Origin of the sequence: Streptomyces sp. 840.1 (assembly GCF_003751445.1) — a bacterium.
Taxonomy (GTDB): domain Bacteria; phylum Actinomycetota; class Actinomycetes; order Streptomycetales; family Streptomycetaceae; genus Streptomyces.
In genome coordinates this window covers 140562-161322 of sequence record NZ_RJUU01000001.1, presented here as the reverse complement: position 1 = coordinate 161322, position 20761 = coordinate 140562, and the positions used below count along the sequence as shown (strand labels likewise).

General features: G+C 71.3%; 20 protein-coding genes. 15 read left to right on the top strand and 5 right to left on the bottom strand.

What is annotated here, in order from left to right:
- Positions 1-16 precede the first annotated feature (16 nt).
- Positions 17-1174 (top strand): D-alanine--D-alanine ligase family protein, encoded by a 1158-nt coding sequence (locus EDD93_RS00690; RefSeq protein WP_123523310.1) that lies wholly within the window; start codon positions 17-19, stop codon positions 1172-1174.
- Positions 1175-1222: 48 nt separating this feature from the next.
- On the opposite strand, the gene EDD93_RS00685 is transcribed toward EDD93_RS00690, so the two are convergent.
- Together EDD93_RS00685 and EDD93_RS00680 are read right to left on the bottom strand one after the other, a co-directional pair.
- Complete coding sequence (locus EDD93_RS00685) at positions 1223-1711, bottom strand: DUF3515 domain-containing protein (RefSeq protein WP_260255578.1); 489 nt, start codon at positions 1709-1711, stop codon at positions 1223-1225.
- 20 nt (positions 1712-1731) lie between these two features.
- The gene (locus EDD93_RS00680) at positions 1732-1965 is read right to left on the bottom strand and encodes an Lrp/AsnC family transcriptional regulator (RefSeq protein WP_123523309.1); all 234 of its coding nucleotides are present in this window, start codon (positions 1963-1965) and stop codon (positions 1732-1734) included.
- Positions 1966-2284: 319 nt separating this feature from the next.
- Between EDD93_RS00680 and EDD93_RS00675 the strand changes: the two genes are divergently transcribed.
- Positions 2285-3256 carry a thiamine-phosphate kinase gene (locus EDD93_RS00675; RefSeq protein ID WP_123523308.1) on the top strand — a complete coding sequence of 324 codons (972 nt, stop codon included), beginning with the start codon at positions 2285-2287 and terminating at the stop codon, positions 3254-3256.
- A 10-nt stretch (positions 3257-3266) separates the two neighbouring features.
- The gene (gene thiD, locus EDD93_RS00670; RefSeq protein WP_123523307.1) at positions 3267-4076 is read left to right on the top strand and encodes a bifunctional hydroxymethylpyrimidine kinase/phosphomethylpyrimidine kinase; all 810 of its coding nucleotides are present in this window, start codon (positions 3267-3269) and stop codon (positions 4074-4076) included.
- A 93-nt stretch (positions 4077-4169) separates the two neighbouring features.
- On the opposite strand, the gene rpmB is transcribed toward thiD, so the two are convergent.
- On the bottom strand, positions 4170-4355 hold the full coding sequence (gene rpmB, locus EDD93_RS00665) for a 50S ribosomal protein L28 (RefSeq protein WP_003965989.1): 186 nt from the start codon (positions 4353-4355) through the stop codon (positions 4170-4172).
- A 258-nt stretch (positions 4356-4613) separates the two neighbouring features.
- On the opposite strand from rpmB, the gene EDD93_RS00660 reads away from it, so the two are divergent.
- From EDD93_RS00660 to mutM, 9 genes are all read left to right on the top strand, one after another.
- Positions 4614-6260 carry a DAK2 domain-containing protein gene (locus EDD93_RS00660; RefSeq protein ID WP_123523306.1) on the top strand — a complete coding sequence of 549 codons (1647 nt, stop codon included), beginning with the start codon at positions 4614-4616 and terminating at the stop codon, positions 6258-6260.
- Between the two features lie 266 nt (positions 6261-6526).
- A complete protein-coding gene (recG, locus tag EDD93_RS00655; RefSeq protein ID WP_260255577.1) occupies positions 6527-8737 on the top strand; it encodes an ATP-dependent DNA helicase RecG in 2211 nt (736 codons plus the stop codon).
- A 122-nt stretch (positions 8738-8859) separates the two neighbouring features.
- Positions 8860-9444 carry a 16S rRNA (guanine(966)-N(2))-methyltransferase RsmD gene (rsmD, locus tag EDD93_RS00650; protein WP_123523304.1) on the top strand — a complete coding sequence of 195 codons (585 nt, stop codon included), beginning with the start codon at positions 8860-8862 and terminating at the stop codon, positions 9442-9444.
- Between the two features lie 26 nt (positions 9445-9470).
- Positions 9471-9950, top strand: a complete 480-nt coding sequence (gene coaD, locus EDD93_RS00645) for a pantetheine-phosphate adenylyltransferase (RefSeq protein WP_185092443.1) — start codon at positions 9471-9473, stop codon at positions 9948-9950.
- Between the two features lie 98 nt (positions 9951-10048).
- A complete protein-coding gene (locus EDD93_RS00640; RefSeq protein ID WP_123523302.1) occupies positions 10049-11152 on the top strand; it encodes a cell division initiation protein in 1104 nt (367 codons plus the stop codon).
- 257 nt (positions 11153-11409) lie between these two features.
- On the top strand, positions 11410-12018 hold the full coding sequence (locus tag EDD93_RS00635; RefSeq protein ID WP_260255871.1) for a DUF177 domain-containing protein: 609 nt from the start codon (positions 11410-11412) through the stop codon (positions 12016-12018).
- A gap of 2 nt (positions 12019-12020) precedes the next feature.
- Positions 12021-12194, top strand: a complete 174-nt coding sequence (rpmF, locus tag EDD93_RS00630) for a 50S ribosomal protein L32 (RefSeq protein WP_003965982.1) — start codon at positions 12021-12023, stop codon at positions 12192-12194.
- A 19-nt stretch (positions 12195-12213) separates the two neighbouring features.
- Positions 12214-13041 carry a ribonuclease III gene (gene rnc / locus EDD93_RS00625; protein WP_123523300.1) on the top strand — a complete coding sequence of 276 codons (828 nt, stop codon included), beginning with the start codon at positions 12214-12216 and terminating at the stop codon, positions 13039-13041.
- Between the two features lie 88 nt (positions 13042-13129).
- Positions 13130-13990: a bifunctional DNA-formamidopyrimidine glycosylase/DNA-(apurinic or apyrimidinic site) lyase gene (gene mutM, locus EDD93_RS00620; RefSeq protein ID WP_123523299.1), complete on the top strand. Its 861-nt coding sequence runs from the start codon at positions 13130-13132 to the stop codon at positions 13988-13990.
- Between the two features lie 31 nt (positions 13991-14021).
- Here the strand turns inward: mutM and EDD93_RS00615 are convergent, their stop codons facing one another.
- Positions 14022-14444, bottom strand: coding sequence for a helix-turn-helix domain-containing protein (locus EDD93_RS00615; protein ID WP_123523298.1), 423 nt, complete (start codon positions 14442-14444; stop codon positions 14022-14024).
- A 120-nt stretch (positions 14445-14564) separates the two neighbouring features.
- Positions 14565-15542: a CAP domain-containing protein gene (locus tag EDD93_RS00610; RefSeq protein WP_123523297.1), complete on the bottom strand. Its 978-nt coding sequence runs from the start codon at positions 15540-15542 to the stop codon at positions 14565-14567.
- Between the two features lie 145 nt (positions 15543-15687).
- On the opposite strand from EDD93_RS00610, the gene EDD93_RS00605 reads away from it, so the two are divergent.
- The 3 genes from EDD93_RS00605 (at position 15688) to EDD93_RS00590 (ending at position 20751) form a co-directional block, all read left to right on the top strand.
- Positions 15688-15969, top strand: a complete 282-nt coding sequence (locus EDD93_RS00605) for an acylphosphatase (protein WP_123523296.1) — start codon at positions 15688-15690, stop codon at positions 15967-15969.
- Between the two features lie 438 nt (positions 15970-16407).
- Positions 16408-16620: a hypothetical protein gene (locus tag EDD93_RS00595; RefSeq protein ID WP_024494492.1), complete on the top strand. Its 213-nt coding sequence runs from the start codon at positions 16408-16410 to the stop codon at positions 16618-16620.
- A 354-nt stretch (positions 16621-16974) separates the two neighbouring features.
- On the top strand, positions 16975-20751 hold the full coding sequence (locus tag EDD93_RS00590; RefSeq protein WP_123523295.1) for an AAA family ATPase: 3777 nt from the start codon (positions 16975-16977) through the stop codon (positions 20749-20751).
- Positions 20752-20761: the final 10 nt, after the last annotated feature.

The window sequence follows — 20761 nt, the reverse complement described above, 5'->3', positions numbered from 1 at the left end:
GTACGCTCATCGCGATATGAGCAGCGAGAACCTCCCCCAGAGCACGGAGCAGCAGCTCCGCAAGCCGCGTGTGGCCGTCGTGTTCGGCGGCCGCAGCTCCGAACACGGCATTTCGGTGGTCACGGCCGGTGCCGTCCTGAACGCCATCGACCGGACGAAGTACGACGTCCTGCCGATCGGCATCACGACGGACGGCCGCTGGGCGCTCACCGCCGACGAACCCGAACGCATGGCCATCACGGACCGGAAGATGCCGGACGTGGCCCAGCTGGCCGAGTCCGACGAGGGCGGCGTGGTGCTCTCCGTCGATCCCGGCAGCCGCGAAGTGGTCTACAGCGAGCCCGGCGCGGTCCCCAAGGCGCTCGGCGAGGTCGACGTCGTCTTCCCCGTTCTGCACGGCCCCTACGGTGAGGACGGCACGCTCCAGGGTCTCCTGGAGCTCTCCGGGGTGCCGTACGTCGGCGCCGGAGTCCTCGCCTCGGCGGTCGGCCAGGACAAGGAGTACATGAAGCGCGTCTTCACCTCCTTCGGACTGCCCGTCGGCCCGTACGCCGTCGTACGCCCCCGCGAGTGGGACCAGGACCCGCAGGCCGCCCGCAAGCGCATCGTGGAGTTCGCCGGTGACCACGGCTGGCCGCTCTTCGTGAAGCCCGCGCGGGCCGGCTCCTCGATCGGCATCACCAAGGTCGAGGACGCCTCCGGCCTCGACGAGGCGATCGAGGAAGCCCGCCGCCACGACCCCAAGTTCCTCGTCGAGTCACTGCTGCGGGGCCGTGAGATCGAGTGCGGCGTGCTGGAGTTCGAGGACGGGCCGAGGGCCAGCGTGCCGGCCGAGATCCCGCCGGTCACCTCGCACGACTTCTACGACTTCGAGGCCAAGTACATCGACGCGGCGTCCGGCCTCGTGCCGGCCCCGCTCACCGAGGACCAGACCGCCGAGGTCCAGCGGCTCGCCGTCGAGGCCTTCGACGCGGCGTCCTGCGAGGGCCTGGTGCGCGCCGACTTCTTCCTCACCGAGGACGGCGGCTTCGTCATCAACGAGATCAACACCCTGCCGGGCTTCACCCCGATCTCCATGTACCCGCGCATGTGGCAGGAGAGCGGGGTCGATTACCCGCAGCTGGTGGACCGGCTCATCCAGGCGGCGCTGAACCGGCCGACCGGACTGCGCTGACCCGGACAACGCGGCCGGGGGCGTGTGCTCCGCACCGGAGCACACGCCCTACAGGCTGTTGGGGACGGTCTTCCTGACCGCCGGGGCGAAGGCCGCCAGCGGACTCGCGTCATGCGCGTACGCCGTCGACATCGTCACCTCGACGTACGCCTTGCGGAAGGTGGTCGTGAACCGGGGCCGGCCGTCGTCCTGCTGTTCCAGCATCCAGTTGACGCCGTTCGCGTCGATCGCCTTCGACTGGGCGTCGTCCATCTTCGCCGGGCGCGGGACACCGCAGCGCAGTACGATCTCCCCGTCCCCCCACCCGGCGGTCAGGTCCGAGCCGGACCCGGGGTCGTCGCGCTCCTGACCGGCGACGGCGATCGGCAGCTGCTTGTGCAACGCACGGCAGTAGGCTGCGGCTTCCGGCGACGGGGTGGGAACCGTGACCGATGCCGTGGCATCGCCGGAGGAGCAGCCCGCCGCGGCCATGAGCACCAGGGCAGCGGACGGACCGAGGAACACGGGACGGGAAAGCCGGCGGCGGGAAGACGTCACCGGCCCAGCCTAGACGGGGGTTACAGGTGCACGACCGGGCAGGTCAGGGTTCTGGTGATGCCGTCCACCTGCTGGACCTTGGCGACCACCATGCGTCCGAGCTCATCGACCGTGTCGGCCTGGGCGCGCACGATCACATCGTAGGGTCCGGTGACGTCCTCTGCCTGGATCACTCCCGGGATCTTGGCGATGGTCTGGGCGACTGTCGACGCCTTGCCCACCTCGGTCTGAATAAGGATGTACGCCTGTACCACGGAACCTCCAGGGCGGCCACGAGGATCATGTGGGGGAAAGGGACGCCACGGTATCGCGTTGCCGAGGGCCGCGGGGAGACCTGCGGGCCGGATGACGCCCACAGCGTGGCGTGCAGAACACACAAGTTGACGTATCTCAGAACAGTACCGACAGCAGTGACGGCCCGCGACCGCAAGTCCAGCGGTGCGGACGGGGGACCCGCGTGCCCGTGACCACCAGGACGGACCGCCCCCGGGGCCGGTCCGTCGTCCGGGCACCCGCGGGCCGCCGAAACAGGCCGGACGTCCGTCCGGCGCGACAGATGAGGGGTGACACTCGGTGAAGGGAACCGTGGGCGAGTTGGGGGAGTTCGGGCTCATCAGAGAGCTGACGTCCCGGCTCACCACCACTCCGGCGGTACGGCTGGGCCCCGGCGACGACGCCGCGGTCGTGACCGCCCCCGACCGCAGGGTCGTGGCGAGTACCGACATCCTGCTGGAGGGACGGCACTTCCGGCGTGACTGGTCGACGGCGTACGACGTCGGCCGCAAGGCCGCCGCGCAGAACCTCGCCGACATCGCGGCGATGGGGGCCGTGCCCACGGCGCTGCTCCTCGGCCTCGTCGTCCCGGCCGAACTCCCGGTGACCTGGGCCGGGGAACTCATGGACGGCATCCGCGACGAGTGCCAGGTGGCGGGTGCGGCCGTGGTCGGCGGCGACGTGGTGCGCGGCGACACCATCACCGTCGCGATCACCGCGCTCGGCGATCTGCGCAACCACGAACCCGTCACCAGGGCGGGCGCCCAGCCCGGCGACGTCGTCGCCGTCACCGGCTGGCTCGGCTGGTCCGCCGCCGGGTACGCCGTGCTCTCCCGCGGCTTCCGCTCGCCCCGCGCCTTCGTCGAGGCCCACCGGCGGCCCGAACCGCCGTACCACGCGGGCCCCGCGGCCGCCGGGCTCGGCGCCACCGCGATGACCGACGTCAGCGACGGACTGGTGGCCGACCTCGGGCACATCGCGGAGGCGAGCAAGGTCCGCATCGACCTGCACTCCGGACGCATCGACATCCCGTCCCAGATGTCCGACATCGGGCAGGCCGTCGGCGTGGACCCCCTCCAGTGGGTGCTCACCGGGGGAGAGGACCACGCGATCGTCGCGACGTTCCCGCCCGACGTGAAGCTGCCGGCCCGCTGGAAGGTGATCGGCGAGGTCCTCAACCCGTCGGCGCTGCCCCAGGTGACGGTCGACGGGGCGCCCTGGACGGCCAAGAACGGCTGGGACCACTTCGGCGACATCGAGGACGCCCAGTAGATTGCGGCGTATGCCGATACCTTCCGCCGTACCGCCCCGCGTGCTCACCGTCGCCGGATCCGATTCCGGCGGCGGTGCGGGCATCCAGGCCGACCTGAAGACGATGCTGGCGCTCGGCGTGCACGGCATGAGCGTGCTGACCGCCGTCACGGCACAGAACTCGCTCGGTGTGCAGGGCGCCTGGGAGCTGCCGGCCGAGGCCGTGCGCGCCCAGTACCGCAGCGTCGTGGACGACATCGGCGTGAACGCGGTCAAGACCGGGATGCTGTCCAGCGCCGTCCTCGTCGAGACCGTCGCCGCACTGATCGCCGAAACGGACGCCCCGGCCGTCGTGGACCCGGTCGGAGTCTCCAAGCACGGCGACCCGCTGCTCGCCGCCGAGGCGCTCGACTCGGTCCGTACGAAGCTGCTGCCCGTCGCGACCGTGGCGACCCCTAACCTCGACGAGGTGGCGCAGATCACGGGCGTGCGGGTCACTGACGAGGCCGGGATGCGAAGGGCCGCGGCCGAGATGCTCGGCCTCGGGCCCCGCTGGGTGGTGATCAAGGGCGGGCATCTGCCGGGCGACCCGGTGGACCTGCTGACGGACGGCTCCGAGGAGCACTGGCTGCGCGCCCCACGCCACGACAACCGCCACACGCACGGCACGGGCTGCACCCTCGCCTCCGCGATCGCCTGCGGACTGGCCCGGGGCCAGGACGTGCCCACGGCGGTACGCGCGGCGAAGACCTACGTGACCGGGGCCATCGCGGCGGGCTTCGCGCTGGGCGCGGGCATCGGCCCGGTCGGCCACGGCTGGCAGCTGCGGAACGCCGGCTGACCGCCCCCGCCCGTACGGGCACAGCAAAAAGCCGGTCCACCGAGGTGGACCGGCTTTTTGGGCAACCGGTAAGGCTGCGCTACGACGGGAACGTCAGCGCGCGACCTTGCCGGCCTTGATGCACGAGGTGCAGACGTTGAGCCGCTTCGGCGTCCGCCCGACCACGGCACGCACGCGCTGGATGTTGGGATTCCAGCGACGGGACGTACGGCGGTGCGAGTGCGAAATGCTGTTGCCGAAGCTCGGCCCCTTGCCGCAAACGTCGCAGTTGGCAGCCACGGGTCACTCCAAAACTTCAGATGCACTTACAGTGAATTCCGGCACGCCGGATTCATTGACTGAAGTGGCGGTACCGGGGGAATGTCCCGACTCTCGTCGGGCAACCGAAGCAGCATACAACGGCTGCGTCGGAGATACGAAACTACCATGGGATCCACAGCTGCCCGCCCCGCCCCTGACCCCGCCGGGGGCCACCGGCCGGGGCTACCCTGCGGTGCAGCCCGCCGCCCCAGGCCCCGTTCCGAGGAGGACCATCAGGTGCCGCAGACCGCCGACGACCTGGACGCCGTCGCGGTGCGTACCTGGTGCTCACTGGCGCTGGACGCACTCGGCCGGGAGCGCGAGGCGATCGACGCGATCAACGTTTATCCCGTCGCCGACGGGGACACCGGCACCAACCTCTACCTGACCGCGGAATCCGCGGCGGCGGCCGTCGAGGCGGTGTTCGCCGCCCATGAGACCGGCACCTCGGTCCCCTCCACCGCCGACGCGGTACGGGCCATGGCGCACGGGGCGCTGATCGGCGCCCGGGGCAACTCCGGCACGATCCTGGCGCAGTTGCTGCGCGGCATGGCCGGGGTGCTGGCCGGGGAACCCGGCGAGCGGGCCGGCGCGGACCGGCTGCGCCTCGCGCTGACGCGGGCCGCGGCCTCGGCGCGCGAAGCCGTCGCACACCCCGTCGAGGGCACGGTCCTGACCGTGGCCACCGTCGCCGCCGAAGCCGCAGGGCGCACGGCAGCCGATGCCGGAACGGGCGCGGTGGCGCGAGCGGCGTACGAAGGGGCGCGCACCGCCCTGGAAGCGACCCCCGGACAGCTCGCCGTGCTCGGCCGGGCAGGGGTCGTGGACGCCGGCGGACGGGGACTGGTCGCGGTCCTGGGTGCGCTGGTCGAGGCCGTCTCGGGCCGGGCCCCCGAGCGGATCCACCAGGCACCGGCCGCACCCGCCCCGCTCGCCGCCGCGATCGGGGACTGCCCCGCGCCCGAGGACCCGCAGGACGGGCCCGCCTTCGAGGTCATCTACCTGCTGGAGGCCGGGAACGACGCCGTGGAGCGGCTGCGCGCCCGGCTCGACGCGCTCGGCGACTCCCTGGTCGTGGTGGGCGGCGACGGGCTCTGGAACGTCCATGTGCACGTCGACGACGCCGGTGCGGCGGTCGAGGCCGGGGTCGAGGCCGGACGGCCGTACCGCATCCGGATCACCCACTTCGCCGCGGACCGGATGCGCGCCCGCCCCGAACCCGCCCAGCGCGCCGTCGTCGTGGTCGTCCCGGGTGACGGACTCGGCGGCCTGTGCGCGGAGGCCGGGGCCACGACGGTCCTCGCCCGCCCCGGGGAGCCGCCCGCCAGCGGCGAACTGGTCGACGCGATCCGCCGCGCCCACGCCCGCGAGGTGGTGCTCCTGCCCAACGACGCGGACCTGCGCCACACCGCGGCGGCCGCCGCCGAGCAGGCCCGCGCCGAGGGCATCCGGGTCGCCCTCATCCCGACCAGGGCCGCGGTCCAGGGCATCGCGGCGCTGGCCGTCCACGAGGCGGACCGCAGCTTCGACGAGGACGTGGTCGCCATGACCGCGGCGGCCGGCGCCACCCGCTACGCCGAACTGGCCGTCGCCGAGCGGCAGTCCTGGACCATGGCCGGGATCTGCCAGGCCGGCGACATCCTGGGCCTCATCGACGGCGACGTCGCCGTCATCGGCCAGGACGTCCCGGAGACCGCCCGCCGCGTGCTGGACCGGATGCTGGCGGCCGGCGGCGAACTGGTCACCCTGGTCCTGGGCGAGGACATCCCCGACGCACTGGCCGGCACCCTGGAGGAACACGTCCGCGAGGGCTACCTGGCGGTGGACACGGTGGTCTACCGCGGCGGCCACCAGTGCGCCCCGCTGCTGATCGGCGTGGAGTAGTGGAGCAGCGGCGCCGCTCCGGACCACCCCGGCGCCGCGCCGGACCACCCCGGCGCCACGCCCCCGCGTACTCCCGCAGCGACGCCACCTCCGACCGCCGCCCCTGGTCGAGGGGCCTGCGAGAGCGCGGGCCGGGCGATCCCTGGTGAGGTGATCGCGAACGAGAGGTGTGGGAGCCGATCCTGGAGTTGCGGGCGCCGATCTGACCACGAGTTTCCCGGGCTCCGGTGGTGCCCCCCGGACAACTGTCAGTGGCGTGGTGTGCAATGGATCGCGTGTCTGCGTTCGACGAACCCCTCAAGAAGCTGCTCGGCGGCGCCACCGCGAAGGTGATGGCCGAACACCTCGACCTGCACACGGTCGGTGATCTGCTGCACCACTACCCGCGACGGTACGAGGAGCGCGGCCGCCTCACGGCGCTGACCGACCTCCCGCTGGACGAGCACGTGACGGTCGTCGCCCAGGTCTCGGACGCGCGCGTGATGGCGTTCAACGGCGGCCGGGGCAAGCGCCTCGAAGTCACCCTCACCGACGGCCACGGGCGGCTCCAGCTGGTCTTCTTCGGCCACGGCGTCCACAAGCCGCACAAGGAGCTGCTGCCGGGCCGGCGCGCCATGTTCGCCGGCAAGGTCTCCCTCTTCAACCGCAAGATGCAGCTGGCCCACCCCACCTACCAGCTCCTGGACGCCGAGCTTACCGACGAGGCCGGGGCGAGCGAGGCCGTGGACGCCTTCGCCGGCAAGCTGCTCCCGATCTACCCGGCCTGCAAGCAGCTCGACTCCTGGCGGATCGCCAAGGCGGTCGACGCGGTGCTGCCCAGCGCCCAGGAGGCCGTCGACCCGCTGCCGCCCGCACTGCGCGAGGGCCGGGGCTTCACCGCGCTGCCCGAGGCGCTGCTGAAGATCCACCGCCCGCAGACCAAGGCCGACGTCGAGGCGGCCAGGGACCGGCTCAAATGGGACGAGGCCTTCGTCCTCCAGGTCGCCCTGGCCCGCCGCAGGTACGCGGACACCCAGCTGCCGGCCGTAGCCCGCCGCCCGGTGCCCGGCGGACTCCTCGACGCCTTCGACGCCAAGCTGCCCTTCACCCTCACCGACGGCCAGCTCAAGGTCTCCAAGGAGATCTTCGACGACCTGGCGGCCGAGCACCCGATGCACCGGCTGCTCCAGGGCGAGGTCGGCTCGGGAAAGACGATGGTCGCGCTGCGCGCCATGCTCACCACCGTGGACGCCGGCGGACAGGCCGCCATGCTCGCGCCCACCGAGGTCCTCGCCCAGCAGCACCACCGCTCCATCACCGAGATGATGGGCGAGCTCGCCGAGGGCGGAATGCTGGGCGGGGCCGAGCTGGGCACCAAGGTGGTCCTGCTCACCGGCTCCATGGGCGTGCCCGCCCGGCGCCAGGCCCTCCTGGACCTGGTCACGGGCGAGGCCGGGATCGTCATCGGCACCCACGCGCTGATCGAGGACAAGGTCAAGTTCCACGAGCTGGGACTGGTCGTCGTCGACGAGCAGCACCGCTTCGGGGTCGAACAGCGCGACGCCCTTCGCTCCAAGGGAAAGCAGTCGCCGCACCTGCTCGTCATGACCGCCACCCCCATTCCCCGTACGGTCGCCATGACCGTCTTCGGCGATCTGGAGACCTCCGTCCTGGACCAGCTGCCGGCCGGCCGTTCCCCGATCGCCAGCCATGTCGTCCCCGCCAAGGACAAGCCGCACTTCCTCAGCCGCGCCTGGGAACGGGTCCGCGAGGAGGTGGAGAACGGGCACCAGGCGTACGTGGTCTGCCCCCGCATCGGCGACGACGAGGACGAGGCGGCCGCGAAGAAGGGGAAGAAGGCGGCCGAGGAGGACGGGGAGAAGCGCCCGCCGCTGGCCGTCCTGGAGATCGCGGAGCAGCTCGCCAAGGGCCCGCTGACCGGTCTGCGCATCGAGGTGCTGCACGGCAGGATGCACCCCGACGAGAAGGACGACGTCATGCGCCGCTTCGCCGCCGGCCGGGCCGACGTGCTGGTGGCCACCACGGTCATCGAGGTCGGGGTCAACGTCCCCAACGCCACCGCGATGGTGATCATGGACGCCGACCGGTTCGGCGTCTCCCAGCTCCACCAGCTCCGCGGCCGGGTCGGCCGGGGCTCCGCCCCCGGACTCTGCCTGCTGGTCAGCGAGGCCCACGAGGCCGCCCCCGCCCGCGCCCGGCTCGCCGCCGTCGCCGCCACCCTCGACGGCTTCGAGCTGTCCCGGATCGACCTGGAGGAGCGCCGCGAGGGCGACGTCCTCGGTCAGGCCCAGTCCGGTGTCCGCTCCTCGCTGCGGGTCCTCAGCGTCATCGACGACGAGGAGGTCATCGCCGCCGCCCGCGCGGAGGCCGTCGAGGTCGTCGCCGCCGACCCGGAGCTGGAACACCTGCCCGAGCTGCGCCTCGTACTCGACGCGCTGCTCGACAAGGACCGCGAGGAGTACCTCGACAAGGGGTGAGTACAAGGGGTGAGTACGGGGGCGTCCGCCCCGGGGAGCCCCGGCCGCGCCGACGCCATATCGTGGGTGGCACGGCGCCCGCAGCACCCTGCGCGCCGCCCCGACCCGAGGATCAGACACCCATGACCCGCGTGATCGCCGGCTCGGCCGGCGGACGCCGCCTGGCCGTCCCGCCCGGTACCGGCACCCGCCCCACCTCCGACCGCGCGCGCGAGGGCCTGTTCTCCACCTGGCAGGCGCTCCTCGGCACCCTCGACGGCATCCGGATCGCCGATCTCTACGCGGGCTCCGGCGCCGTCGGCCTCGAAGCGCTCTCCCGGGGAGCGGCCCACGCCCTGCTCGTCGAGGCCGACGCCAAGGCGGTCCGCACCGTCCGGGACAACGTCCGCACCCTGGGCCTGCCCGGCGCCGAGGTCCGGGCAGGCAAAGCCGAGCAGATCGTGACAGGACCGGCGCCGGCTGAGCCGTACGACGTGGTCTTCCTGGATCCTCCGTACGCCGTCACCGACGACGATCTTGGCGAGATACTGGTCACACTCCGTTCCCAGGGGTGGCTCTCCGGCGATGCGCTCGTCACCGTGGAGCGCAGCACCAGAGGCGGAGAATTCAGCTGGCCCAAGGGATTCGAGCCACTGCGGGCCCGTCGCTACGGCGAGGGAACGCTTTGGTACGGTCGCGCCGCCGCTACGTGCGAAGACGCACGATGACCGGACCGGAGAGCGAGGGAATCAAGTTGCGCCGCGCCGTCTGCCCGGGGTCGTTCGACCCCATCACCAATGGACATCTCGACATCATCGGCCGCGCCTCGAAGCTGTACGACGTCGTACATGTCGCGGTGATGATCAACCAGTCCAAGAAGGGTCTGTTCACGGTCGACGAGCGGATCGACATGATCCGCCGGGTCACCGCGGACTTCGGCAACGTGCAGGTCGAGTCCTTCCACGGGCTGCTGGTCGATTTCTGCAAGCAGCGCGACATCCCGGCGATCGTGAAGGGCCTGCGGGCGGTCAGCGACTTCGACTACGAGCTCCAGATGGCCCAGATGAACAACGGGCTCTCGGGCGTCGAAACGCTCTTCGTGCCGACCAACCCGACCTACAGTTTCCTGTCGTCCTCCCTGGTCAAGGAGGTGGCGACCTGGGGCGGAGACGTCTCGCACCTGCTGCCCCCGCTGGTCCGGGAGGCCCTGGCCGAACGCCTCGCTCAGCAGTGAGGCACTGACAGTCCGTCACCAGGTGTCGGGCGGGCGCCGACTGGCCTTACAGTCGTTGCGTCCGTCTCCAATCGGCAGTAGAGAGTGGCGAGCACACGGTGGACGTGCAGAAGAAGCTCGACGAGATCGTCGAAGCGGTCGGGAGCGCCCGGTCGATGCCCATGTCGGCGTCCTGCGTGGTCAACCGCGCCGACCTGCTCGCGATGCTCGAAGAGGTGCGCGAGGCCCTGCCCGGCTCGCTCGCACAGGCCGCCGAGCTGATCGGCGGACACGAGCAGCTGGTCCAGCAGGCCCGCCAGGAGGCGGGCCGGATCATCGAGACCGCCCACGCCGAGCGCGGCTCGCTGGTCTCGGACACCGAGATCGCCCGGCGCTCCCAGGCGGAGGCCGACCGGATCCTCGGTGAGGCCCGCAAGGACGCCGACGAGATCCGAGCCGAGGCCGACGAGTACGTCGACAGCAAGCTCGCCAACTTCGAGGTCGTCCTCACCAAGACCATCGGCTCCGTGGACCGGGGCCGAGAGAAGCTCCTCGGCCGGGGCCAGGGCTTCGACGAGCAGGGCTACGAGGACCCGGACTTCGCCGAGGCCCCCGAGCGCAGCACCGACCCGGCCACGCTCCAGCGCCGGGCCGACGAGTACGTGGACACCAAGCTCGGCGCCTTCGAGGCGGTGCTCGCCAAGACCCTGGAGGCGGTGGGCCGGGGCCGGCAGAAGCTGCACGGCCGGGTCGCCACCGACGACCTCGGCGCGCACATGGCCGCCCAGGACGCCGCGGGCGGCCAGGTCCACACCAGTGACGAGGACCACTGGGCGGGACTGGCCGAGATCGCCACCCCGCAGCCGCAGCAGGTGCCCCAGCAGGCCGATCCGCAGTACCCGGTGCAGCCGGAGCCCCAGTACCCCGTGCAGCAGGAGCCGCAGTACGCGCAGACCTACGCGTACCAGGACCAGCCCCAGCAGGACGTGTACGGCTACCAGCAGCAGCCGGACCCCTACGCCGGGTACCAGCAGCAGGGCTACGACCAGAACCAGGTGCCGTTGCCAGCGCAGGGCTACGACGCCTCCTGGCAGCAGCAGCCCGCCCAGGCGCAGCAGCAGCCCCTCCAGCAGCACGGTGAGGGCGCTCTGGACGAGACCAGCCTGTTCGACACCAGCATGATCGATCTGGACCAGCTCCGACGGTACGAACAGGAGCGCTGACCGGCGGCGGCCCTTGGTCCGGCGCCGGACCGGCCGCCGGGTGGTGCGGGGTGAAGGCCGGAAGGTGTCGGTTCAAGGCCGGATTGGGAGCTGGGCGGCGCGTCAAGTATCCTGGTTCTTCGGTCGCGCGTATGTCCGCGATCCAGGCTGCCCGCTTCGACTCCGGAGCCGGTCGGCCCTTCCCCACCACGCGTGATGCGCATGATTCGAAAGCAGGAAAAGCCCTGAACGGCCACCTCGACCACCGAAACCCTCTCGTGTTCGATACGCACGAGCTGGGTCGGCGTCCGGGTGCCATGAAGCGGCTGACCCGCTCGGTGGACGCCCCCAAGGACTTCGGTATCGACGGAGTCGTCGGTGTGCCGGAAGGCGCACCCGTGGAGCTGGAGGTCCGCCTCGAATCGGTCATGGAAGGTGTGCTTGTCACAGGCACCGCCCGTGCATCGGCCGAGGGGGAGTGCGTAAGGTGTCTGGAGCCGCTGAGCCTTGAGGTCGAGGCGGACTTCCAGGAGATGTTCTCGTACCCTGACGCCGATGACCGGAACCGCAGCAAGACGGCGGACCCGGTCGACGACGCCGAGGACGACGAGGACAGGTTCTTCCTCGAGGACGGCTTGTTCGACCTCGAGTCAGTGCTGCGTGATGCGGTGGTGCTCGCACTGCCGATGCAGCCGGTGTGCCGGGAGACCTGCGCCGGTCTGTGCTCCGAATGCGGAGTCAGGCTGGACGAGAACCCCGGTCACCACCACGAAGCCCTCGACATCCGTTGGGCGGCATTGCAAGGACTCGCCGAGACCGTTCAGGACGGCGAGAAGGACAACATGGGCGGCGCCGAACCTGGCGTCGACGAGAAGCAGGAGAAGTAGCCGTGGCTGTTCCGAAGCGGAAGATGTCGCGCAGCAACACGCGCCACCGCCGGTCGCAGTGGAAGGCTGCGGTCCCCACCCTGGTTTCGTGCGAGCGTTGCCAGGAGCCGAAGCTGCAGCACATCGCGTGCCCCAGCTGCGGCACGTACAACAAGCGCCAGGTCCTCGAGGTCTGAGCGGCTGGTGAGAGGCCCGATGTCTGAGTTGTCCCACGCCAAGAAGCAGGCAGACAACGTCAACACAGCCTCGTCCCACACGCTTCTGGAAGGGCGGCTCGGGTACCACCTCGAGTCCGCCCTTCTGGTGCGTGCGCTGACCCACCGTTCGTACGCGTACGAGAACGGCGGTCTGCCCACCAACGAGCGGCTGGAGTTCCTCGGGGACTCGGTGCTCGGCCTGGTGGTCACGGACACGCTGTACCGCACTCACCCCGACCTGCCTGAAGGCCAGCTGGCCAAATTGCGGGCCGCGGTGGTCAACTCGCGTGCGCTTGCGGAAGTGGGCCGCGGCCTCGAACTCGGCTCCTTCATCCGGCTCGGCCGCGGTGAAGAGGGCACGGGTGGCCGGGACAAGGCGTCCATCCTCGCCGACACCCTTGAAGCGGTGCTCGGCGCGGTCTATCTCGATCAGGGCCTCGGCGCGGCCTCGGAGCTGGTTCACCGGCTCTTCGACCCGCTGATCGACAGGTCCTCCAATCTCGGCGCCGGCCTGGACTGGAAGACCAGCCTCCAGGAGCTCACCGCGAGCGAGAGCCTCGGCGTGCCCGAGTACCTCGTCACGGAGACCGGCCCGGACCACGAGAAGACCTTTACTGCTGCCGCTCGCGTCGGTGGTGTCTCGTACGGCACCGGCACCGGCCGTAGCAAGAAGGAAGCGGAGCAACAGGCGGCGGAATCCGCCTGGCGCGAGATCAGCGCCGCCGCGGAGGCGCGGGAAGCTGTGGCCGACAAGGCCGCTGCCGACGGAGGGGCCGCCGACACCCCTGCCGACCCGCCGCCGTCCACGGACGTCGCTCCGGCCTGACCCGAGACCCCTCGGTGCCCTGTGCACCGGGGGGTTCTCTCTGTCCGGACGCCAGATCCGGATCCTTTCCAGATACAGGAGCGACACCGTGCCCGAGCTGCCCGAGGTGGAAGTCGTACGGCGCGGTCTCCAGCGCTGGGTGACCGGGCGCACGGTCGGTGAGGTCGAGGTACTGCACCCGCGTGCGGTCCGCCGCCACCTCGCGGGGGGCGTGGACTTCGCCGCGCGGCTCGGCGGTACCCGGTTCGGGCCGGCGATGCGCCGGGGCAAGTACCTCTGGGTGCCGCTGGACGACACGGCCGGCTCGCTCCTCGGCCACCTGGGCATGAGCGGTCAGCTGCTCGTGCAGCCGCAGGACGCCGCCGACGAGAAGCACCTGCGGATCAGGATCCGGTTCGACGACTCGATCGGCACCGAACTCCGCTTCGTCGACCAGCGGACCTTCGGCGGCCTCTCGCTCCACGACAACAACCCCGAGGGTGTGCCCGACACCATCGCGCACATCGCCCGCGATCCGCTGGACCCGGAGTTCGACGACGCCGCGTTCCACACCGCGCTGCGACTGCGCCGCACCACGGTCAAGCGCGCCCTGCTCGACCAGTCACTGATCAGCGGTGTCGGCAACATCTACGCGGACGAGGCGCTGTGGCGCGCGAAGCTGCACTACGACCGGCCGACCGCGACCCTGACCCGCCCCAAGTCGGCCGAGCTGCTCGGCCACGTCCGCGATGTGATGAACGCGGCACTGCAACAGGGCGGCACCAGCTTCGACAGCCTCTACGTCAACGTGAACGGTGAGTCGGGCTACTTCGACCGCTCGCTCGACGCCTACGGGCGCGAGGACGAGCCGTGCCACCGCTGCGGTACACCGATGAGGCGCCGCGCCTGGATGAACCGGTCCAGTTACTTCTGCCCCCGCTGCCAGCGCCCGCCGCGCGCCGCCGGCTGAGAACCCGGCCCGGCGGAAACCGTCCGCGGCCCTACCGGGACGCCTGGGTCGCGTGGATCCCGTCGTAGCGTTCGCGGGCCGCCATGACCTCGGACATCCGGTTCTCGACGAGGTCGATCAGCGCGAGCAGCCGCTCGGCGACCTGGCGCCCAAGAGGTGTGAGCTCGTAGTCGACGCGGGGCGGATTGGTCGGCTGCGCCTCGCGGTGCACCAGCCCGTCCCGTTCCAGCGCCTGCAGCGTCTGGGAGAGCATCTTCTCGCTCACCCCGTCGACCCGGCGGCGCAGCGCGTTGAAGCGGAGGCTGCCCTCGTACAGCGCGCCGAGCGTCAGGCTTCCCCAGCGGCCGGTGGCGTGCTCCAGCGTGGCGCGCGAGGGGCACCGCTTGGAGAACACGTCGAAAAGCCAGTCGCCGCCCGGACAGTCGTCCGTCCCGCTGCCGCCGTTCTCGTCCATGGAAACCAGCGTACGCCCGCACAGCGCTCTCCATCGGATCGCGCAATCCATGGGTGAGCGAGTGGGGCGTACGAGGTCGGTGCGGGTGGTGATGCGGGCGGCTGTCCGGGCGGGCAGGCCTCAGAAGCCGAAGTCCTGGGTCCACCAGGGGCCGCCGGCGCCGAAGTGGACACCCACGCCGAGCGTCTTGTAGTCGCAGTTGAGAATGTTCGCGCGGTGGCCGTCGCTGTCCATCCAGGCAGCCATCACGGCTTGCGCGTCGGCCTGGCCGCGGGCGATGTTCTCGCCGCCGAGCCCGTCCACGCCCGCCTTGGCGGCACGGTCCCAGGGGGTCTTGCCGTCGGGGTCGGTGTGGTCGAAGAAGCCACGGGCCGCCATGTCGTCGCTGAAGTCCTGGGCCAGCAAGGTCAGCGGGCCGCTCGCCGTGACGGGGCTGCAGCCCACCTTGGCGCGCTCCTGGTTGACCAGGGAGAGCACGGCCGCCTGGGCCGAGGTGCCGGCGGGCGGCGCCGTGGTCCGGGGGGCGGCCGGTGCGGAGGTCGAGGGGGCCGGAGCCGCCTTGGAGGGGCTCGCGGGCGCGGTGGCGCTCCTGGTGGCGCGGGCGGCCGGGGCCTTGGAGGCGGAGGCCTTGTGGGACGGCGCCGTCTTCGAGGCCTCGGTCTTCTCCGCTGCCTTCTTCCCGGCTTCCTTCGCAGGTCCGGACGTCATGGAAGGGGAGGACGAGGGCTTGCCGTCCGCCGAGGGGCTCGACTTTGTCGGACCGTCGGCGCGGCCGGTGCCCCGGCTGGCCGTGTCGGAGACGGTTCCCCGGTCGGCCGGCGGGGTCGTGGAGCCGCCCTGGGTCAGCAGGTCCGGGGCGCCCTGGGAGCGGACCTGGTCGGCGGCCGAACCGCTGCTCAGGTAGTTGTCCCCACCGGGCACCAGACCGGAGGCGACGGCGACGGCCCCGACGGCCATGGCCGCCGAGACACCGAGCAGTCCTGTACGCACCGGCAGGCCCGCCCGCTTCCTGCGGCGCTCTCCCCGGCTCCGGCCTGCGTCCCGTTCCGCGGTTGCTTCAGCGGTGGGAGCTGCGGCGGAGCGTCGATGGCGTCCCATCTGCTGTGCCCTTCTGACGACCTGGACGCCGTTTTCGACGTCACCATGGCTCACCCGATCGAGTGAAGCTTTTGCGAGGGGACTGTACGCCATGGGCTTTCGCCGAGAAGTGCTCCGAGTGCAATTGGACAGTTAGCGTTTGGGCATGAACGAAGATGTACGGCTCACCGCCTGGGTACGCGGCCGAGTACAGCAAGTAGGGTTTCGCTGGTTCACCAGGGCAAACGCTCTGGAGATCGGAGACCTCACCGGATTCGCCCTCAATCTCGACGACGGCAGGGTGCAGGTGGTGGCCGAGGGGCGTCGTGAGAATTGCCACCGTCTGCTGGACTGGCTGCGTTCGGACGACACACCCGGCCGCGTTGACGGAGTCACTGAGATCTGGGACACCCCGAGGGGTGGATACAAGGGGTTCGCGATCCGTTGATCCGGTGCTCGCGGGGGCGCGGAAGAAGTGCCGTGTTCGGGCTGTGTTCGAGGTGCCGCGCGGGGTGACGGCGAGGGCCGTCGTCGTCCTTACACATGAAATGACCTGCGGAATGACCCGGTGGTTGCCAAGAATCGGTTGCCGTGCGAGGCTGCGGCGAGAAGGATGATCTCCGTGCCCCTGAGGGCCCCGCAGGAGAGTCGCGCCGCATGATCGCCAGGCCGCGCGCCCCCGGGACGCCCTTCTATACAGGGTGTGATCGTGTTGACCGTCAAACTTTTTGGTGAGACGCTGAAAACCCCGCGCACCTTAGCTGTTCGGCAGAGCTGTTTGGCAGCAGAACAGCAGTGAACACAGAGCACTGCCGAGCACCGCGGGTGCGATTCCCTCACGACCCACACCGCATCGGTCGGTCACTCAGTGTGGAGGACCATCCTCATGGCAAAGGCGCTTCTCGGTTACGTCGGCGGTTCCGACCCGCGACTCCTCGCCGAGATGCGACGGCTCCAGCAGCGCGTCCAGGATCTTGAATCCGAGATCGTACGGATTCAGGACGAGAACGACGCGCTCAATGCCGCCGCTCAGCACCAAGAGTCGCTGCTCGACAGCATCGACATCGACGTACCTCAGGCGGAGCCGGCGCTGACCTGACCCCATGGCCCCAGGGCCGGTCGGGCTGCACGCGTCAGCCGCACGGAATACTCGCCGGATCGTCACCGGATCATTGAAGATCGATTGCGCCTGATCATCGCTGGCTCATCCCATGCGTTTGATCTGCGTCGTCATCTGCATGTCATTGATCCGGCACGCGCGTCTCCACGGAGACGTCCGGATCCGTCGACAGAGCAATGCACAAGATTTACCGGGGACGCTTCGGCGTCCCTTCTTTCTTTTCCCCTCCGAACCGCGCCCGTCCCGCCCCGGACGTACACCCCTTCCCTTACCGTCTGATGTGCCCTGCACCTTCATCAGCGAAACCGAGAGCGAAAGGTAGAGTCCGGCGGCGTGCACCTCAAGGCCCTGACCCTGCGTGGTTTCAAATCGTTCGCCTCCGCCACGACCCTGCGGTTCGAACCCGGGATCACCTGCGTGGTCGGCCCCAATGGGTCGGGCAAGTCCAATGTGGTGGACGCGCTTTCCTGGGTTATGGGGGAGCAGGGTGCCAAATCCCTGCGTGGCGGCAAGATGGAGGACGTGATCTTCGCCGGCACCACCGGGCGGCCCCCGCTCGGCAGGGCGGAGGTATCACTGACCATCGACAACTCCGACGGCGCTCTGCCCATCGAGTACGCCGAAGTGACGATCACTCGGATCATGTTCCGCAATGGCGGCAGCGAGTACCAGATCAATGGCGACACCTGCCGGCTGCTGGACATCCAGGAACTCCTCTCGGACTCCGGCATCGGCCGCGAGATGCACGTCATCGTCGGCCAGGGCCAGCTGGACTCCGTGCTCCACGCCGATCCGATGGGGCGCCGCGCGTTCATCGAGGAGGCCGCCGGCGTACTGAAGCACCGCAAGCGCAAGGAGAAGGCGCTGCGGAAGCTGGACGCGATGGGGGCGAACCTGGCCAGGGTCCAGGACCTCACCGACGAACTGCGGCGACAGCTGAAGCCGCTCGGCCGGCAGGCCGCGGTCGCCCGCCGCGCCGCCGTCATCCAGGCCGACCTGCGCGACGCCCGGCTGCGGTTGCTCGCGGACGACCTGGTCAGGCTGCACACCGCGCTGCGCGGTGAGATCGCCGACGAGGCGGCCCTGAAGCAGCGGCGGGAGACGGCCGAGGCGGAGCTCAAGGCGGCGCTGGGGCGCGAGGCCGAACTCGAGGACGAGGTACGGCGGCTCACGCCGAGGCTCCAGCGCGCCCAGCAGACCTGGTACGAGCTGTCGCAACTGGCGGAACGGGTGCGCGGCACGATCTCGCTGGCCGACGCCCGGGTGAAGAGTGCCACCGCCCCGCCGGAGGAGGAGCGGCGCGGCCGCGACCCCGAGGACATGGAGCGCGAGGCCGCCCGGATCCGCGAGCAGGAGGCCGAGCTGACCGCCGCGCTGGAGGCCGCCGAACACGCGCTGGAGGACACCGCGTCCCACCGGTCCGAGCTGGAGAGCGAGTTGGCGGCCGAGGAGCGCCGCCTCAAGGACGCCGCCCGCGCGCTGGCGGACCGCCGCGAAGGACTCGCCCGGCTCAGCGGCCAGGTCAACGCGGCCCGCAGCCGGGCCGGTTCGGCGCAGTCGGAGATCGACCGGCTGGCCGCCTCGCGCGACGAGGCGCGGGAGCGGGCGGTCGCCGCTCAGGAGGAGTACGAGCAGCTCAAGGCCGAGGTCGACGGCCTGGACGCCGGTGACGCCGAGCTCGGTGAGCGGCACGAGGCCGCCCGGAGCGAGCTGAAGGAGGCGGAGGCCTCGCTCTCCGCCGCCCGGGAGGCCGCCACCACCGCCGAACGCAAGCGCGCCGCCGTCGCGGCCCGCCATGACGCGCTGGCCCTCGGGCTGCGCCGCAAGGACGGTACGGGGGTGCTGCTCGGCGCCCGGGACCGGCTGACCGGCCTGCTCGGGCCGGCTGCGGAACTGCTCACGGTGGCCCCGGGCCACGAGGTCGCGGTGGCCGCCGCACTGGGCGCGGCGGCGGACGCGGTGGCGGTGACGGACCCGGCCACGGCGGCCGAGGCGATCCGGCTGCTGCGCAAACTGGACGCGGGCCGGGCCGCGCTGCTGCTGGGGGGCGGCGGAGGGGCAGGCGCCCACGTACCCGGGCAGAGCACGGAGGCGGACCCCGCGTCGGCGGTTCTCCCCCGGGGCGAGGCGGACCCCGCGTCCGGGGTGTTTCCTCAGGGCGAGGCGGACCCCGCACCCCGGGGTGAGACCGCTCACGTCCCGGGCCAGGGGGCGGAGCGGCTTCCGGTGCTGCGGGGCGCGGCCGCGACCGGGACGGCTCCGGACAGCCGGCCGGCCGCGCCCCCTACCGAGGGCCTGCGGAACCCCGCTGTCGCCGACCTCGTCACCGGTCCCGTCGAACTGGTGGCCGCGGTGCGCAGGCTGGTGCGGGACACGGTGGTCGTCGGAACGCTGGAGGACGCCGAGGACCTGGTCGCCGCCCGCCCGGAGCTGACAGCGGTGACCGCCGAGGGGGACGTGCTCTCCGCACACTTCGCGCACGGCGGTTCCGCCGGTGCGCCCAGCCTCCTCGAAGTCCAGGCGTCCGTGGACGAGGCGGCCGCCGAGCTGGCCGACCTGGCGGTGCGGTGCACGGAGCTCGCCGAGGCGCAGCAGCTCGCCGCCCGGCGGCGCTCCGATGTCGCGGCGCTCGCCGAGGAACTGGGGGAGCGGCGCCGGGCCGCCGAGCGGGAGAAGTCCGGGGTGGCCCAGCAGCTCGGGCGGCTGGCCGGCCAGGCACGGGGCGCGGCCGGTGAGGCCGACCGGATGGCCGCCTCCGCCGCCCGTGCCCAGGAGGCGTTGGAGCGCGCGACCCAGGACGCGGAGGAGCTCGCCGAGCGGCTGCTCGTCGCCGAGGAGGCCGCGCAGGACGGCGGGGACGAGGAGCCGGACAGCGCGGTCCGCGACCGGCTCGCCGCCGACGGTGCCAACGCCCGCCAGACCGAGATGGAGGCCCGCCTCCAGGTCCGTACCCACGAGGAACGCGTCAAGGCGCTGGCCGGCCGCGCCGACTCCCTGGACCGGGGCGCCCGTGCGGAGCGGGAGGCGCGGGCGCGCGTCGAGCAGCGCAGGGCGCGGCTGCGCCACGAGGCCGAGGTCGCCTCCGCCGTGGCGTCCGGCGCCCGTCAGCTGCTGGCCCACGTCGAGGTGTCCGTCGTACGGGCGGAGCGGGAGCGGGTCGCCGCGGAGGCCTCCAAGGCCGAGCGGGAACGGGAGCTGGCGGCGGAGCGCGTGCGGGGCCGGGCGCTCAAGGACGAGCTGGACAAGCTGACGGACTCGGTCCACCGGGGCGAGGTGCTCGGGGCCGAGAAGCGGCTGCGGATAGAGCAGCTGGAGACGAAGGCCCTGGAGGAGCTGGGAGTGGAGCCGGCCGGGCTGGCCGCCGAGTACGGGCCCGACCAGCTCGTGCCGCCGTCCCCGGCCGCGGAGGGGGAGGAGCTGCCGGAGGATCCGGAGCATCCGCGCAACCAGCCGAAGCCGTTCGTCAGGGCGGAGCAGGAGAAGCGGCTGAAGTCGGCCGAACGGGCGTACCAGCAACTCGGGAAGGTGAATCCGCTCGCCCTCGAAGAGTTCTCCGCACTGGAGGAGCGGCACAAGTTCCTCTCCGAGCAGCTGGAGGACCTGAAGAAGACCCGGGCCGATCTGATGCAGGTCATCAAGGAGGTCGACGAGCGCGTCGAGCAGGTCTTCACCGAGGCCTACCGGGACACCGCCCGTGAGTTCGAGGGCGTCTTCTCGCGCCTCTTCCCGGGCGGTGAGGGCCGGCTCATCCTGACCGATCCGGACAACATGCTCACGACCGGTGTGGACGTCGAGGCGCGCCCGCCGGGCAAGAAGGTGAAGCGGCTGTCGCTGCTGTCCGGCGGCGAACGGTCGCTGACGGCAGTGGCGTTGCTCGTCTCGATCTTCAAGGCCAGGCCGAGCCCGTTCTACGTGATGGACGAGGTCGAGGCGGCGCTCGACGACACCAACCTCCAGCGGCTGATCCGGATCATGGTGGAACTCCAGGAGAGCTCCCAGCTCATCGTGATCACGCACCAGAAGCGCACGATGGAGGTCGCCGACGCGCTCTACGGCGTCTCGATGCAGGGCGACGGCGTCTCCAAGGTGATCAGCCAGCGGCTGCGCTGAGCCCTCTTCA

Coding starts and splice junctions, on each gene's coding strand:
- EDD93_RS00690 (WP_123523310.1), top strand. CDS start 17: ATGAGCAGCGAGAACCTCCCCCAGAGCACGGAGCAGCAGCTCCGCAAG.
- thiD (WP_123523307.1), top strand. CDS start 3,267: ATGCCGATACCTTCCGCCGTACCGCCCCGCGTGCTCACCGTCGCCGGA.
- recG (WP_260255577.1), top strand. CDS start 6,527: ATGGATCGCGTGTCTGCGTTCGACGAACCCCTCAAGAAGCTGCTCGGC.
- rsmD (WP_123523304.1), top strand. CDS start 8,860: ATGACCCGCGTGATCGCCGGCTCGGCCGGCGGACGCCGCCTGGCCGTC.
- rnc (WP_123523300.1), top strand. CDS start 12,214: ATGTCTGAGTTGTCCCACGCCAAGAAGCAGGCAGACAACGTCAACACA.
- EDD93_RS00615 (WP_123523298.1), bottom strand. CDS start 14,444: ATGGACGAGAACGGCGGCAGCGGGACGGACGACTGTCCGGGCGGCGAC.
- EDD93_RS00610 (WP_123523297.1), bottom strand. CDS start 15,542: ATGGGACGCCATCGACGCTCCGCCGCAGCTCCCACCGCTGAAGCAACC.
- EDD93_RS00605 (WP_123523296.1), top strand. CDS start 15,688: ATGAACGAAGATGTACGGCTCACCGCCTGGGTACGCGGCCGAGTACAG.
- EDD93_RS00595 (WP_024494492.1), top strand. CDS start 16,408: ATGGCAAAGGCGCTTCTCGGTTACGTCGGCGGTTCCGACCCGCGACTC.